14 protein-coding genes are annotated in these 14,732 nt (G+C 67.1%); 6 read left to right on the top strand and 8 right to left on the bottom strand.

Annotated elements, in window-relative coordinates; all coding sequences use genetic code 11:
• Positions 1-42: 42 nt before the first annotated feature.
• From EJ069_RS17940 to EJ069_RS17905, 8 genes are all read right to left on the bottom strand, one after another.
• Positions 43-1,608, bottom strand: a complete 1,566-nt coding sequence (locus EJ069_RS17940) for a GMC family oxidoreductase N-terminal domain-containing protein (RefSeq protein WP_126062441.1) — start codon at positions 1,606-1,608, stop codon at positions 43-45.
• 9 nt (positions 1,609-1,617) lie between these two features.
• Complete coding sequence (locus EJ069_RS17935; RefSeq protein WP_126062440.1) at positions 1,618-2,226, bottom strand: thiamine pyrophosphate-dependent enzyme; 609 nt, start codon at positions 2,224-2,226, stop codon at positions 1,618-1,620.
• On the bottom strand, positions 2,223-2,723 hold the full coding sequence (locus EJ069_RS17930; RefSeq protein ID WP_126062439.1) for a thiamine pyrophosphate-binding protein: 501 nt from the start codon (positions 2,721-2,723) through the stop codon (positions 2,223-2,225). Before EJ069_RS17930 ends, EJ069_RS17935 begins: the two co-directional genes overlap by 4 nt.
• A 106-nt stretch (positions 2,724-2,829) precedes the next feature.
• A complete protein-coding gene (locus EJ069_RS17925; RefSeq protein ID WP_126062438.1) occupies positions 2,830-3,756 on the bottom strand; it encodes a LysR family transcriptional regulator in 927 nt (308 codons plus the stop codon).
• Positions 3,757-5,559, bottom strand: coding sequence for an adenine deaminase C-terminal domain-containing protein (locus EJ069_RS17920; protein WP_126062437.1), 1,803 nt, complete (start codon positions 5,557-5,559; stop codon positions 3,757-3,759).
• Positions 5,560-5,592: 33 nt separating this feature from the next.
• Positions 5,593-6,225, bottom strand: coding sequence for a glutathione S-transferase family protein (locus EJ069_RS17915; protein WP_126062436.1), 633 nt, complete (start codon positions 6,223-6,225; stop codon positions 5,593-5,595).
• The gene (locus tag EJ069_RS17910) at positions 6,225-6,935 is read right to left on the bottom strand and encodes a Rieske (2Fe-2S) protein (protein WP_126062435.1); all 711 of its coding nucleotides are present in this window, start codon (positions 6,933-6,935) and stop codon (positions 6,225-6,227) included. Before EJ069_RS17910 ends, EJ069_RS17915 begins: the two co-directional genes overlap by 1 nt.
• Positions 6,932-7,210, bottom strand: a complete 279-nt coding sequence (locus tag EJ069_RS17905; RefSeq protein WP_245456158.1) for a hypothetical protein — start codon at positions 7,208-7,210, stop codon at positions 6,932-6,934. Before EJ069_RS17905 ends, EJ069_RS17910 begins: the two co-directional genes overlap by 4 nt.
• 290 nt (positions 7,211-7,500) lie before the next feature.
• On the opposite strand from EJ069_RS17905, the gene add reads away from it, so the two are divergent.
• From add to EJ069_RS17875, 6 genes are read left to right on the top strand one after another with little or no spacing between them, the layout of a single operon-like run.
• Positions 7,501-8,532 carry an adenosine deaminase gene (add, locus tag EJ069_RS17900; RefSeq protein WP_126062434.1) on the top strand — a complete coding sequence of 344 codons (1,032 nt, stop codon included), beginning with the start codon at positions 7,501-7,503 and terminating at the stop codon, positions 8,530-8,532.
• A gap of 28 nt (positions 8,533-8,560) precedes the next feature.
• Complete coding sequence (locus tag EJ069_RS17895) at positions 8,561-9,685, top strand: BMP family ABC transporter substrate-binding protein (RefSeq protein WP_126062433.1); 1,125 nt, start codon at positions 8,561-8,563, stop codon at positions 9,683-9,685.
• Between the two features lie 37 nt (positions 9,686-9,722).
• The gene (locus EJ069_RS17890; RefSeq protein WP_126062432.1) at positions 9,723-11,297 is read left to right on the top strand and encodes an ABC transporter ATP-binding protein; all 1,575 of its coding nucleotides are present in this window, start codon (positions 9,723-9,725) and stop codon (positions 11,295-11,297) included.
• Complete coding sequence (locus tag EJ069_RS17885; protein ID WP_126064779.1) at positions 11,297-12,355, top strand: ABC transporter permease; 1,059 nt, start codon at positions 11,297-11,299, stop codon at positions 12,353-12,355. The genes EJ069_RS17890 and EJ069_RS17885 overlap by 1 nt, the downstream gene beginning before the upstream one ends.
• 13 nt (positions 12,356-12,368) lie before the next feature.
• Positions 12,369-13,304: an ABC transporter permease gene (locus EJ069_RS17880; protein ID WP_126062431.1), complete on the top strand. Its 936-nt coding sequence runs from the start codon at positions 12,369-12,371 to the stop codon at positions 13,302-13,304.
• A 10-nt stretch (positions 13,305-13,314) separates the two neighbouring features.
• A complete protein-coding gene (locus EJ069_RS17875) occupies positions 13,315-14,715 on the top strand; it encodes an 8-oxoguanine deaminase (protein ID WP_126062430.1) in 1,401 nt (466 codons plus the stop codon).
• Positions 14,716-14,732 lie beyond the last annotated feature (17 nt).

The following is a 14,732-nucleotide window of genomic DNA, read 5'->3' as shown; positions in this document are numbered from 1 at the left end:
CCCCTCATCCGTTCGTCCCTTGTCCCCACAGCCAGGCAAGTTTCAGGCCGCCTGCAGGATGAAGTCGGCCGCGCGTTCCCCGATCATCGTTGCCGGCGCATGGGTGTTGCAGCTCGGTATGATCGGGATCACCGACGCGTCGGCGACGGTGAGTCCGCCGATGCCTCGCACCGCGAGGCGGCTGTCGACCACGGCCTCCTCGTCCTCGCCCATGCGGCAGGTGCCGCAGGTATGGAAGAAGGTCGAGCAGGCGTCGCGGACGAAGGCGACCGTCTCCTTTCGCGAGAGTCGCCGGTCGGGCGCGGCGAAGCCGGCGAAGACATGCGCGTTGGCGCGCGCGGCCGCCATCTCGATGACGGCCTCCACCGCCGTGACCATCGCCTCCAGATCCTCGGACTCGGCGAGGAAGTTGGGCTGGATCTCCAGCGCGCCGCCCGGCCGGGCCTCCAGCAGCCGCAGATGGCCGACGCTCTTCGAGCGCATCACGCCCGCGCCGAAGGAGAAGACGTCGCCCGAAATCTCGTAGCGGGCGCGGATCGCCGGCTCGGCGCTGTTGCCCTGCACCGGGAAGGCGTGGAGGTCGGCCTGCGGCAGGTCCGGCCGCGATTTCCAGTTCACCATCGATCCGCCGCCATTGCCGGTCACCGGCCCGAGCGGCCGTTTCGCCCGGAAGACGCAGGCTTGCGCCAGCGGATGATCCTGGAGATTGCGGCCGACGCCGGGAAGCGCGTGGACGGTCGGGATGCCGAGCCTGTCGAGCTCGGCCGGGTCGCCGATGCCGGCGAGCATCAGCAGGCGCGGGGTGTCGATGGCACCCAGGGCCAGCACGACATGTTCTCGCGCGCGGGTCTCCCGCTCCGCGCCGCCGACGAGATGGCGCACGCCGGCGCACCGGCTGTTCTCCACCGCCAGCCCGACGGCCAGCGATTCGGTCAGGACGGTGAGGCGCGGATGGTCGAGGATCGGCAGCAGGTAGCCCTGCACGGCGCTCCAGCGCCGGCCGCCGGCGACGTTGAAGTTGGCGGGCGCGGCGCCCTCGTTGTCGGAACCGTTGGGATCGTCGATGACAGGGATGCCCAGCTCCGCCGCGCCGTCGATGAGCGCCTGCGCCACGGGATGCATTTCGGCCGCGCGCTCGATGCGCAGCGGTCCGCCCGCGCCGCGCCATTCGCTGGCGCCGTCCCGCCAGTCCTCGCAGCGGCGGAAGTAGGGCAGGCAGTCAGCGAAGCTCCAGCCCTTCGCGCCGGCGTTTTCCCAGGCATCGTAGTCGCGCGGATGGCCGCGATACCACATCATCGCATTGATGGCGCTGGAGCCGCCGAGCACCTTGCCGCGCGGGATGCCGATGGTGCGGCCGTTGACGGGCGGGGCGGGCGCGTAGTCGTAGCCCCAGTCATAGGCGCCGCGCCCGAGCGGCACCCATTGCGCCGGATTGTCGATCTCGGCGATGCCGATGCCGGCCGGCCCCGCCTCGATCAGCAGCACCTCGGCGCCTGCGTCCACCAGCCGCCGCGTCACCGCTGCGCCGCCGGAGCCCGCGCCGACCACGATGACGTCGTAGGAAGGTTTGAGCGGCCTGGCGGGAATGGCTGGGGCGGAGGCGATCATGGGCGGACTTCAGTTGTGCTCGCTCGGACCCATGATGGTTATGCCTTCTGTCGCCTCGACATGGCGCACGAAGATGTATTTGTCCTCGCGGCCGTCGCTGTGCTTGCGCCTGATGTCGGGCTGCACCGTGCCCGATACCTTGGCGACGACGATGTACGGCTTCCCGGCGGCCAACCCCGCCTTGCAGTGGGCGTCGAACTCGTCGAGCGTGCGCACCAGATAGGCGTCCTTGACCCCAGCGCCGCGGGCAATCGCGGCGAGGTCCACCCGGCCGAAGGCGGTGTGGGTCGGCGGGCCGCCGATCGACAAATACTGCTCGTTGTCCCAGACGACGACCAGCAGGTTCTTCGGCTGCTCATTGCCGAGCGTGGCGAGGATGCCGAGGTTGAAGAGCAGGCCGCCGTCGGTGTCGAGCGAGACGATGCGCCGGTGCGGCAGGCCGGCCGCCAGCCCGAGGGCCTGGGGGGTCACGCAGCCGAGCTGCTGCTGGAAGAGGCTCGCCTCGCGCATGTGCGGCGCGGCGTTGTACCATTCGTCGACGCTGCCGCCGAGCGACAGGATCACCAACTCGTCCTTCAGCCGGGCAGCGAGCGCCTTCATGCAGTCGAAGCGTTTCATCGCACCACCTCGCCGCCGAGCGCGACCGCCGAATGGTAGTAGGACGCGTAGGACCAGGAGTAGGCGTCTGCGATCGCCCGTTCGATCTTTTCCTCCTCGCGCACCACGCGGTAGGGGATGCGCAACGCGTCCAGCACCGGCTCCATGGTGATGCCGTGGGGGATGGCCCACCAGTTGTTCTCGCCGAGCTCGCCGCGGTAGCTCATCAGCATCACGACCGGGATGCCGGCGCCCAGCCCCATGCGCGCCAGCGGCTCGACCGAGGCACGCAAGCCCGAGTTCTCCATCACCAGCGCGGCCCGCTTGCCCGACAGGAACACGCCGCCGCAGATGGCCGCGCCCTCGCCCTCGTTGGTGACGCGAATCGTCCTGATGTCGGGATCGGCGTCGAGCGCAGGGTAGAGTTCCTTGAACAGCGAATCCGGCAGGTAGCAGACGATCGACACTCCTGCTCTTTTCAGACCGCGAATGACGGCGTCCACCGCGCTTTTCTTCATGCGAATTCTCTCCTGCCGGCGCAGGTTCGCAGAAAAGGAGATGTTCCGAATAGTGCAAAAGGAAGCCGCGACATGATGCGAAGAACGCAACAACTGGCGGCGGTGGTCATCGATCGTTTCCGAGCCGCTCTACCGTCTGCGCCAGTTGCGTGGCGAAGGCGGAGGCCGCGTCCGACATCTCGCGCTCCGGCCGGGTGAGCAGCATCAGCCGGCGCGGCGGTATCTTGGCATCATGCAGCGGGACGAAGATCAGCGTCCCGTCGGCGACCTCCGCCTCGACGCCGATGCGCGTCTGTAGCACTGTGCCCAGATTGAGCTTGGCCAGTTCGATCATCAGTCCGATCGAATTGGTTCGAGACCGCCGTGTCAGATCGATGATCGAGCGGCTGATAGCCTCTTCCACCGAAAGCCCCAGCGCCAGGCTGCCGTCCGACAGGATCACGCGCTCGCCGGAAAGGTCGAACAGCTTAAGCTCTTTGCGGCCGGCGAAGCGGCTCTCCGGATGCGCAACCACGCCGAGCGGCAGCATGGCTGCCGCGATCTTGCGCACGCTGCGCGGCACCTGCACGTCGAAGGCGAGCGCAAGCTGGCAGTCGCCCTCCGCCACGGCATCGCACGCCTGCTGCGACCCTGCGACCCGCACGTCCACCGTGATCAGCGGGTGACGCTCCCAGAACGCCTTCAGCGCGGTCGGCATGAGGCCGCGCGCGACGCTCTCGACCACGGTCACGGAGACGCCGCCGCGGTTGAGGCCGCGCAGGTCGTTGATCTCCGACCAGGCGCGGCCAAGCTCGGAGGTGCTCACTTTGGCGTGGTAGAGCAGCAGCTCACCCGCACTGGTCAGCTTCAGGCGTTGCCGCACCCGCTCGAACAACGGCGTGCCGATCTCGTCCTCCAGCGCCTTGATGAGGCGGCTGATGGAGGATGGCGCGACGTTGAGCACCTGCGCGGTCTGCCGCACCGAGCCCAGCCGCGCCACCAGCTGGAAATAGTGGATACGCGGCGAGACGAGGCCGAGGCGGTAGGGATCCACTCAGGCCGCCTCGAAGGCCGGCACGATTGCCATCTCCGGCACCAGCACGAGGCCCTTGTCGGTGATGCGTATCTCCGGGATCACGGAGAGCGGGATGAGGTTGAAGCCCATATAGGGGATGGAGCAGCCGGCGGCTTCCCATTCGCGCTTCAGCACCTTCATCTCCTCCGCAACCTCGGTGACGCGCTTGTCCGACAGAAGCCCGGCGATCGGCAGGTCGACCATCGCGGTCACCTTGCCGTCATGGACCACGCAGACGCCGCCCTGCTTCTCCTCGAGCGCGCGCAGCGCGACCTGCATGTCGGCCTCGTTGACGCCCGCGACGATGATGTTGTGGCTGTCATGCCCGACCGAGGATGCGACCGCGCCGCGCTTCAGCGCGAAGTTGCTGAGCAGCCCGTGCGCGACATTGCCGGCGGACTTGCCATGCCGTTCCACCACGGTCACGAAGCAGAGTCCGTGCCGGTCGAAATGCGTCTGCCAGTCGTTTGCCGGCTCGAGCGTGATCCGCTCGTGGCCGAGCGTGATGCCCGGCAGCTCGGTCCGTATGGTGTGCGCCACGACCTTTTCGGTCGGAAGGTCCGGGGTGAGCTTGATCGCCTTCGGCAGCTTCACCGTGTGGTAGGCCGCCTCGGGATAGCGGTAACGCTGCGACAGCGCTTGGTCGAGGACCGGCGTGATCCTGCGGTCCTCGACGACCAGTTCGCCGCCGTACCAGGTGTTCACCGGCTTGTAGGAATCGTCGAGCAGCACGAGGTCGGCGCGCCGACCGCCGCCCAAGCCCCCGATCTCGCCTTCCATGCCGAAGCGCGTGGCGCCGTGCAGCGAGCCCATCGCCCAGGCCTGTTCCGGTTTCATGCCGGCTTTCATCGCCTCGCGCGTGACCCAGTCGAGGCCGAAGAGCAGCAGATCGTCGGCGTCGCGGTCGTCGGTGCACACGGCGACGCGCTTGTGCGAGGCGCCGAGCTCAGTGATCGTCTTGATCGCCTGCGGGAGCGAGTGCCACGGCGTCGTCGGCGGGCCGCCGCGCAGGAAGAGCCAGATGCCGGCTTCCAGCATATCGTCGGCGATCTCGCGGTCGATCGCCTCGTGCGTGTCGGTCACGCCGGAAGCGGCATAGGCCGCCACGAATTCGCGGCCGTAAACGTGGCCGGAGACGGGGCGGCCGCGCTGGAGCGCCGCGGCGAGGATCGCATGGCTGCGCTCGTCGCCCATCGCCACCTGCACGAAATCCATCTTTTCGCCGAGCGCCACCGCTTCCGGCCATTTGTCGAACAGCGCGCCGATCTTTTCCGCCGTCAGGTCGCCGCCGGCCGTTTCGAGCTGCGGCGAGGTGGCCGGCACTGTGCTGGGCACCGTCAGGAAAATCGAGAGCGGCGCCTGGCGGGCGTCTTCGAGCATTGCCTCGACGCCCGCCACGTCCATCACGTTGCCGATCTCGTGGCTGTCGCAGAAGATGGTCGTGGTGCCGTTGAGCAGCGCGGCCTCCGCATAGGCGCAGGCCGTGACCATCGATGATTCGATGTGGATGTGCGGATCGACCAGTCCCGGCGCGACGATGCCGCCCTTGGCCTGGTAGACCCCGGCGGCGGTTCCCATGTAGGTGCCGGCGGGCTTCACCGAGGCGATGCGCCCGCCCGAGATCCAGACTTCGCGGTCCGCCAGGATGCGTTCGGAATAGGTCGACAGCACGCGCGCCCCGGCAATGACCAGGTCGGGCTCCTGCCTGCCGAAGGCGACGTCGGCCAGCCTCCGCGTCATGGTCGAGAGCGGCTGTACCGAGAAGCGGCTGAGAGTGTTCATGACTTTTCTGCCTTCTGCCTGGGCGCCTGCGCCTCAATAATAGTCCGGAATGCCCGGCATGGTTACGAAACCGGGGAGCGAACGGACGCGCCGTCCCCAGCGCCGCAGCCCGGCATATTCATCGTGGTCGATCCCGAAATCGCGGCTGAGCGCGAAGGCGGGAAACAGCGCGATGTCGGCGATCGTGGGATGGCCGGCCGCGAACCAGTCGAGGCCCTCGTAGCCGCGCGCGATCATGTGGTCGTCCATGATGCGCAACAGCTTGCCCGCCGATGCCTGCAGCGCCTCGCCGTTGCCCGGCGTGTCGAACAGTGAGTTGCGGCGCGCCTCGCCCGCGACCGCCAGCGCGCCGGCCGAGAAGACGAGCCACTGCATGACGCCGGCGAAGTCGGCGCCCTCCGCCGGCAGCCATTTGCCAGCAGCGTCATTGGCGCGGGCGAGATGCGCAAGGATCGCTTCGGCGCCGAACAGGGTCAGGTCGCCGTCCTTCAGAATCGGCAGTGTGCCGAGCGGGTTCATGGCCAGGAAGGGCGGCGTCGTCTGCTCGTTGCCGGGGAAGGCGTTGACCGCGATCGGCTCCCATTCGAGGCCGAGCATCGAAAGCGCGAGCCGCACCTTGTAGCAGTTCTCGTCGAGCTCGTAGTTGTAGAGGACGATGCCGGCCATCACGCGGCCACCGCTGCTGCCGGCTGCGTCTCGATGCGGTGGCGCAGTTCGGCCGTCCAGGCCAGGAAATGCGCCTGTCCCTTGCCGGCATAACGTGCGGCAGGTCCGGCGATGACGACATGCAATGCCGTGCGCTCTCCGGAAAGGCTATGCAGGCCGAGGAGAAGCCTATCGTTGCCAACCGTCAGCGCGTAGAGACGGCCGTCGATCTGGCGCAGGACGGAGGCTGCAGCCTCGTCGCTGAAAGGGCGCGACGGTGTCGTCTCGATCGCCGCCAGCACCGCGTCAATGGCTGCGCCGAAAAAGACACTGCGCACCGATACGGTCTCGCCGGCCTCCTGCGGGGCAGGGGGCGCGGACTCGGTCGGCTCGGTGGCCACCCAGATCATGCCAGCCGCCTCGACCGTCTGGAAGACCGGCACCCTAATGCTCCCCGGCACGTCCAGCTCAGGATGAGCCGGGATGTAGCGGCACTGCCCGGCCGTGTCGTACTGCCAGCCGTGATAGAGGCAAGCGATGTGGTCGCCGCGCACGAAGCCGAAGCTCAGCTTCATGCCGCGATGCGGGCAGCGGTCTTCCCACACATGCGGTGCGCCGCTGTTGTCGCGCCAGACGACGAACTCCTTGCCGTCGATATGCGTGCCGGCCGAGCTCCCCGGCTCGATCGAGGCCGACAGCGCGACCGGATGCCAGACACCCGCGGTGGTCATCGTTCTTGTTCCCCATTGGAAATGCTGTGGATTCTGGTGCGCTCATAGTCGAGCACGAGGCAGTCGAGCGGGCCGAGACTGCACGCCATCTCGAACGCGTCGACGAGGTCGGGCTGGCCCGAGACTTCAACGGTGAAGCGATCGGCGGCGACGCTCCTGATCGCCATCTTCAGGTCGAGCTTCTCCGCCCGCCGATCACAGAACTCGGCGAAGCTGGGCGGCACCAGCCGTCCGATGAAGGACAGCCGGGCGGTTTCGGTCGAGACCGCCTTCACTCCAGCCCTCGCTGCTTCATGGCACCACGCACGCTGCCTACAATCCCAGCCATTTGCACAATTTTTAGGCAATATTGCGTTTCTGTCTAATTAGGCATCATTTTGGGGCTTGTGCAAGCCAAATTTCCCTGACATCTGTTGCGTAAGGGAGAATTGAAGGCACGGAAAACGACGAAAAAGTCGAACAACTTCGTGTTGAGTGGGTGTCCCGCAACGGCCTGAAAGAGCCGAAAGGGAAATGAGGCAGATGGCGCCGTCAGCGACATTGTGCCTCGCAATGGGGAAGGCTGATGTCTTTGGCGAGCTTCGTTCAGCAGCTGCCCAAGGTCGAGTTGCATCTGCACCTCGAGGGCGCCGTTTCCGCCTCTACCTTCGCCGATCTCGCCGCTTTGAATTCGGTCGCGCTGCCCAAGCCGACAGCCGAGTTGTACAGCTACGACAACCTGCCCGACTTCCTGAAAATCTACGACCTGGTCTGCGCCTCGATCAAAAGCGCCGCGGACTTCTCGAGGGTCACCTTCGAGGCGCTGGAGCGCTGCGCGGTTGCCGGCGCGCGCTACGTCGAGCTCTTCTTCAGCCCGCATGCGCATCTCGCCCACGGCGTTTCCTACTCCACCATGCTCGGAGGCGTCCTCGACGGGATGCGGCGCGCCAAGGAAAAATATGGCATCGTCTGCAAGCTCATTCCCGCGCACAGCCGCGAACTCGGACCGGAACGCGGCGAGCAGTTCCTGGATATGGTGCTGGCCGAGCGCATGCCCGACGTGATCGGCATCGGCCTTGACTACAACGAGGCGCCGTTTCCGCCGGCCCCCTACGTGAAGATGTACGAGCGCGCGCGCTCAGAGGGGCTGAATGTCACCGCCCATGCGGGCGAGTCCGGCCCGGCCGAGAACGTTGCCGACAGCATCGACCTGCTCGGCGTGCGCCGCATCGACCACGGCTACCACGTGGTCGACGATCCCGCGCTGATCGAGCGCTGCAAGGAAGCCGGCATCGTCTTCACCTGCTGCCCCAGCACGACGTTGGCAACCACCGTCTGGCGCGACCTTGCGGCTCCTGGCCACGCGATTCGGCGCATGATCGAGGCTGGCCTCAACGTCACCATCCATTCCGACGATCCGCCGATGTTCGCCACCACGCTCGACCGCGAATACGCGCTGGTTATGGACAATTTCGCGCTCTCGCCGGAAGCGCTGAAGAAGATCGCGCTCGCCGGCCTCGAGGCCGCATGGCTCGACAACGAAACCAAGCAGGCATGGATGTCCGAATGGTCGGCGGAAATCGATGGCCTGCTGAAGACCGAACTCCTCCCAAACTGACCGCCGTGTATCGCGCAAAGGATAGAACATGATCAGTATCGAGAAGCTTTCCCGCCGTGGATTCCTCAACATGGGCGCCGCCGTCGGCGCCTCGCTCCTGCTGCCCAGGACGGGCCTGATCGGCGCCGCGCGCGCCGCGGCGCCGCTGCCGGCCGTGGCCGAGGAAGATGCCGTAATCGGCTTCGGCCATGTCGGTCCGGTCACCGACGAAGGCTGGACCTGGGCGCACCACCAGGGCGTGCTGGCCGTGCAGAAGGCGTTCCCCAAGCTGAAGAAGGTGCTCGAGGTGGAGAACGTGCCGTATTCGGCGGATGCCACCCGTATCTACCGACAGTTCGTGAGCGAAGGCGCCAACCTCATCTTCGACACATCCAGCACCGGCGACTTCCTGCACGAGGTTGTGAAGCGGGCGCCCGACGTCGGCTTCATGGAGTGCGACGGCCGCACCACGATGGACAATCTCGGCTGGTACTATCTCAACCATTGGTACCCGACCTATGTGGTGGGTGTTGCCGCCGGCCATCTCAGCAAGTCCGGCAAGCTCGGCTATGTCGCCTCCTTCCCGGTTCCGTCGGTGTTCAGCGGCACCAACGCCTTTTTGATGGGCGCGCGTTCGGTCAATCCGAATGCCACGCTGCAGGCGGTCGTCATCAACTCCTGGTTCGACCCGCAGGCCGCCGCGCAGGCCGGCACCGCGCTCATCGACAACGGCTGCGACTTCCTGTTCGGCATCATGGACGAGGCCGCCTATCTGCAGGTCGCCGAGAAGCGCGGCGTCTGGGCAGCGATGTGGAACACCGACATCCGCCGCTACGGTCCGAACGCCTACGTCTCGTCCATCGTCATCGACTTCAAGGACTTCTACGTCGACCAGGTGAAGAAGCGCCTGGCTGGCCAGTGGACCTCGAGCGAGAACCTGTTTGCGATGGGCAAGGGCATCGACCGCGACGCATGGGGCGAGAAGGTCCCTGCCGATGTCGCCAAAGCGGCCGATGAGGTCCGGCAGAAGATCATCAACGGCTGGTCGCCCTTCACCGGCGAGATCAAGGACTCGACCGGCAAGGTCCGCGTCGAGGCCGGCAAGACCATGACCGACCTCGATCTCTACTACTGGGATTGGTCGATCGAGGGCGTCTCGGGCCTCAGCGCCTGATGACCTGCCATAACGCAGCGCATTGCAGCAGGCCGGCATGAACGCCACGCAGGACCGCTACATCGCGGCGCCGGGAACGGCGCCGCTGGTGCAGCTGAAGGGTATCGCCAAATATTTCCCGGGCGTCGTCGCCAACCAGGACGTCGATCTCGATGTGCTTCCGGGAGAGATCCACGCGCTGCTCGGCGAGAATGGCGCCGGCAAGTCGACGCTGATGAACATTCTCACCGGCATCTACCAGCCCGATGCAGGCGAGATCACCATCGACGGCTACGCCAAGGAGCTCGCCACGCCGCTTGACGCAATCGCGGCGGGCATCGGCATGGTGCACCAGCATTTCAAGCTGGTGCAGGCCTTCACCGTGGCCGAGAACATCCACCTCGGCTGGAGCGAGACGCCCCGGCTTGCCTCCGCTCGTAAGCTGGAGGCGCGGACGAAGGCGCTGGCCGAACGCTTCAACCTCAATGTGCGTGCGGACGCGCGCATCAACGAGCTTTCGACCGGCGAGCAACAGCGCGTCGAGATCCTGCGCGTGCTCGCCCGCGAGGCCCGCATCCTCATCCTCGACGAACCGACGGCGGTGCTGACTCCGGCCGAGGCGCGCGAGCTCTTCAAGGCGCTGCGCGAATTCACCTCGCGCGGCAACGCGGTCATCTTCATCAGCCACAAGCTGGACGAGGTGCTGGAAATCTCCGACCGCATCACCATCCTGCGCGGCGGCCGCAGGGTCGCGACGCACGACACATCCGAGTGCGACCCTCGGATGCTGGCGCGGCTCATGGTCGGCCGCGACATCGTGCTCGCCGACATGCGGCAGCGGCCGCCCGGCGCAGCGCCCCGGTCGGCGGAGCCGATCCTGAGGCTTGAAAGCGTCTCGGCGCTCGACGACGGCGGAAAAACCGCGCTGAACGACATCACCCTCGATATCCATGCGGGAGAGATCGTCGGCATCGCCGGCGTGGCCGGCAACGGGCAACGCGAGCTCAGCCATGTGCTCACTGGGCTGCGGCGCATCGCGTCGGGACGCATCGTCGTGGACGGCGCGCCGCTCGAGGCGGGGGATGCTGCTGCGTTCAGCGAACTCGGCATCGGCCACATCCCGGAGGACCGGCTGCGCAGCGGGCTGGCCCCGGCGATGAGCGTCGCCATCAACGCCGTGATGCGCGAATACAAGAAGCCGCCCATCGGCTCCGGCGGGCTCTATCGCTCGGGCGCCGCGACCTTGCTTGCGCGCGAGATCGCCAAGGCCGCGGACGTCGCCGTGCCGGACTTCGCCATGCCGGTCCGCAACCTGTCGGGCGGCAATCAGCAGCGTCTGGTGGCGCGCCGCGAGATGCGCATCGCCCGCAAGGTGCTGGTCGCCGCCTATCCCAGCCGCGGGCTCGACGTCGGCGCCATCAACACGATGCTGCGCTACATCGTCGAGTTGCGCGACGCAGGCGCCGGCATCGTGCTTATCTCGGAGGATCTGGAAGAGCTCCTCAACCTCTCCGACCGCATCGCCGTGCTCTATGAAGGCCGGCTCATGGGCGCGCTCGACAACGACAAGATCGACGTCGAGCAGATCGGCCTGCTGATGGGCGGACGCACCGTGCGGAAGGAGGCGGCGTGATGTTGCAGGGCCGGCGCCTCCAGCGGCTGCCATCCGTCCAGCCTGGCATCGCGCTCGCCATGCGCGCGCTGGCCATTGCCATCGTGGTGCTGGCCGCATCCATCGCGCTGCTGGTGGCAGGCGAAGACCCGCTCGCGCTGGGCGCGCAACTCGTCAGCGCCACCTTCAGCTCCACCTTCGGGATGGAGGATTTCGGGCTGCTCGTGATCCCGCTGATCCTCACCGGCCTGTCGGTGGCGGTCGGCCAGCAGATCGGGACCTGGAACATCGGCGCCGAAGGCCAGTTCCTGGCCGGCGCCTTCGCAGCCACCGCGGTCGGACTGTTCGTGCCCGGCCCCGCCTGGCTCATCCTGCCGCTGATCATTGCCGCTGGCGCGCTCGGCGGCGTCGTTTGGATCCTGGTCCCCACACTGGCGCGCGCCTTCGTCGGCGTGAACGAGCTGATCACGACGCTGCTGCTCAACTTCGTGGCGGCGCTGCTCGTCTACTACGTCTCCACCGGCCCGTGGCGCGATCGCGTCGGCATGTCCAACTCCTCGACCGCGCGGATCACGGTCGAGATGCCCGAATTCTGGGGGCTGATTCACTGGGGCCTGCCGATCGCCATCCTGATGGCGCTGGCCGCCGCCGCGATCCTCGCCTTCTCCCGCTGGGGATACGAGGTGCGGCTGTCCGGCTCGAACCCTTCGGCCGCGGCCTATGCCGGCATCGCGGTGCGGCGCCACATCATCACCGTGATGCTGCTGTCGGGCCTGATCGCCGGCGTCGCCGGCGCCTTCGAGCTCGCCGGCACGGTGCACCGCCTGCAGGGCGGAATTTCCAACAACTTCGGCTATCTCGGCATCATGGTCGCGGTGCTCGCCCGCAACTCCTGCGTCGGCGTCATCTTCACCGGCATACTCATGGCCTTCATCCTCAACTCCGGCATCATCCTGCAGACTCAAGGCATCACCACCTCCGCGGTGCTGGCGATGACCGGGGCGATCCTGTTCCTGACGGCGATCGGCGACGAGCTCGCGCATTACCGCATCCTCCGCGCCGGATCGACGAGAGCATAGAGCGAGACCGACATTGGACCTCTTGACCGGAATTCTCGCCACAACCTTTCTCGCCGGCGGCGTGCTTGCGCTCGCGGCCATGGGCGAGGTGCTCGCCGAGCGCGTCGGCGTCGTCAATCTCGGCGCCGAAGGGCTGATGGCCATGGGCGCGATCACCGGCGTAGCGACCGTCGCGGCCGTTCCCTCGCCGGCGCTCGGCTTTGCCGCGGCGCTCGTGGTCGGGGCGGTGCTCGGCATGGTCTTCGCTTTCGCCACGGTGACGATCCGGGCGAACCAGGTGCTCTGCGGCCTGGCGCTGACGCTGATCGGCACCGGGCTCGCCAACACCATCGGCCGCAGCTACTCCGGCACGCCATCGGCCGCGGTCTTCGAGCGTGTCGAGGTACCGTTGCTGAGCGACATCCCGATCCTCGGGCCGGCGCTCTTCTCGCAGAACGTGCTGCTCTACCTCATCTACATCGTCCTGCCGCTCGGCCTGCACTACCTGCTGTTCCACACACGGCACGGGCTCAACATGCGCGCCGTCGGCGAGAACCCGGCCGCCGCCGACGCCGCCGGCATCCCAGTCGGCCTGATCCGCTTCGCCTACGTCACCGCGGGCGCGGCGCTGTGCGGCGGCGCCGGCGCCTACCTGACGCTCGCCTTCGTGCCGGCCTGGTCGGACGGCATGGTCGCAGGGCGCGGGTGGATCGCGGTCTCGCTCGTCATCTTCGCCGGTTACCGGCCGGTCAACGCCGTGCTCACGGCGCTGCTGTTCGGCCTCATCACGTCGATCGGCTTCGTCGGTCAGGCGCGCAACTGGCCGGTGGCCGCCCCGTTCCTGTCGATGCTGCCCTATCTCGGCACCATCGCGCTGATGATCGTGCCGGTGCTTGCCTGGCAGAAAGTGCGCCGGCTGATGGCCGCGCCGGCCGCTCTCGGCGAGCCGTTCTACCGCGATGAACGCTGACGGGCGGCCGATGACGACGCTTCTGGTCAAGAACATCGATCATCTCGCGACGTTCGACGACGCGCGCCGCGAGATTTCGGGCGGCGCGCTGTTCGTCCGCGACAATGTGATCGACAAGGTCGGCACGACGGCCGAACTCGCAGGGCTTGACGCCGATGCGGTGCTCGACCTCTCCGGCCATGTCGCCATGCCGGGCATGGTGAACACCCATCACCACATGTACCAGAATCTGACGCGCGTCATGGTGCAGGACGACGAGCTGCTGGTCTGGCTGAAGACGCTCTATCCGATCTGGGCCAAGCTCGACGACGAGGCGATCGGCGTCTCCGCGCGGGTCGCCATGGCCGAGCTCATCCACTCCGGCTGCACGACCAGCTCCGACCATCTCTACATCCTGCCCAACAACTGCACGCTGGATTCGACGATCGAGGCGGCGCGCGAGATAGGCCTGCGCTTCCATGCTGCCCGCGGAGCGATGTCGCGCGGCGAGAGCCAGGGCGGACTGCCGCCGGACCGCTGCGTGGAGAAGGAAGACGCCATCCTCAAGGATGCGGAGCGCCTGATCGACACCTATCACGACGCGTCGCGCCACTCGATGGGCCGCATCGTGCTCGCGCCCTGCTCACCTTTCTCGGTGACGCCGGAGCTGATGCGCGACGCGGCCGTGCTGGCGCGGCAGCATCCCGGCGTGAACCTCCACTCGCATCTGGCGGAAGAGCTGTTCGAGGAGAAGTACTGCCATGAGATCTATGGCATGCGGCCGGTCGAATTCGCCGAATCTGTGGGCTGGCTCGGCGAGGATGTGTGGTTCGCCCACTCGATCTTTATGACGAGCGGCGAGATAGACCGCTTCGCCGAGACAGGCACGGGCGTCGCGCATTGCCCGTCGGCCAACATGCGTTGCGGACAGGGCATCGCCAAGATCCGCGAGATGCTGGATAAGGGCGTCAAGGTCGGCCTCGGCGTCGACGGCTCTGCCTCCAACGACACATCCAACCTGTTCATGGAGGCGCGGCTCGCGCTGATGCTGCAGCGCGTCGCGCCGCACCACTACCTTTCCGAGAAGCCGGGCGGGCGCGGCGGTTTCGGCGGCACCCCGACCGCGCTTTCGGCGCGCGAGGCGCTGGAGATGGCGACGCGCGGCGGGGCGGCGCTGCTCGGCCGCGACGACATCGGCCATCTGGCGCCTGGCATGAGCGCCGATTTCATCGCGGTGAGGCGCGACCAGCTCGGCCTGTCCGGCACCGAACGCGACCCGCTTGCGGCGCTCGTGCTTTGCGGGCCCTTCCGTGTCGACTATTCTTACATCAACGGCAGGGAAATCATCGGCAAGGGCGCGTTCCGGTCCTTCGAGGTCGAGGAGGCCCTTGCCGACCACCGTGCGGTCATGAACAGGATATACAACCAGTAAAGGGAGACGGGCATGGC

The organism is Mesorhizobium sp. M2A.F.Ca.ET.043.05.1.1 (genome assembly GCF_003952445.1).
Classification (GTDB): domain Bacteria; phylum Pseudomonadota; class Alphaproteobacteria; order Rhizobiales; family Rhizobiaceae; genus Mesorhizobium.
Note: the sequence above shows the minus strand (reverse complement) of the source record. Positions and strands in the feature narration are given on the sequence as shown.

Coding starts and splice junctions, on each gene's coding strand:
- EJ069_RS17890 (WP_126062432.1), top strand. CDS start 9,723: ATGAACGCCACGCAGGACCGCTACATCGCGGCGCCGGGAACGGCGCCG.
- EJ069_RS17895 (WP_126062433.1), top strand. CDS start 8,561: ATGATCAGTATCGAGAAGCTTTCCCGCCGTGGATTCCTCAACATGGGC.
- EJ069_RS17910 (WP_126062435.1), bottom strand. CDS start 6,935: ATGACCACCGCGGGTGTCTGGCATCCGGTCGCGCTGTCGGCCTCGATC.
- EJ069_RS17885 (WP_126064779.1), top strand. CDS start 11,297: ATGTTGCAGGGCCGGCGCCTCCAGCGGCTGCCATCCGTCCAGCCTGGC.
- EJ069_RS17935 (WP_126062440.1), bottom strand. CDS start 2,226: ATGAAACGCTTCGACTGCATGAAGGCGCTCGCTGCCCGGCTGAAGGAC.
- EJ069_RS17920 (WP_126062437.1), bottom strand. CDS start 5,559: ATGAACACTCTCAGCCGCTTCTCGGTACAGCCGCTCTCGACCATGACG.
- EJ069_RS17875 (WP_126062430.1), top strand. CDS start 13,315: ATGACGACGCTTCTGGTCAAGAACATCGATCATCTCGCGACGTTCGAC.
- EJ069_RS17940 (WP_126062441.1), bottom strand. CDS start 1,608: ATGATCGCCTCCGCCCCAGCCATTCCCGCCAGGCCGCTCAAACCTTCC.
- add (WP_126062434.1), top strand. CDS start 7,501: ATGTCTTTGGCGAGCTTCGTTCAGCAGCTGCCCAAGGTCGAGTTGCAT.
- EJ069_RS17915 (WP_126062436.1), bottom strand. CDS start 6,225: ATGGCCGGCATCGTCCTCTACAACTACGAGCTCGACGAGAACTGCTAC.
- EJ069_RS17930 (WP_126062439.1), bottom strand. CDS start 2,723: ATGAAGAAAAGCGCGGTGGACGCCGTCATTCGCGGTCTGAAAAGAGCA.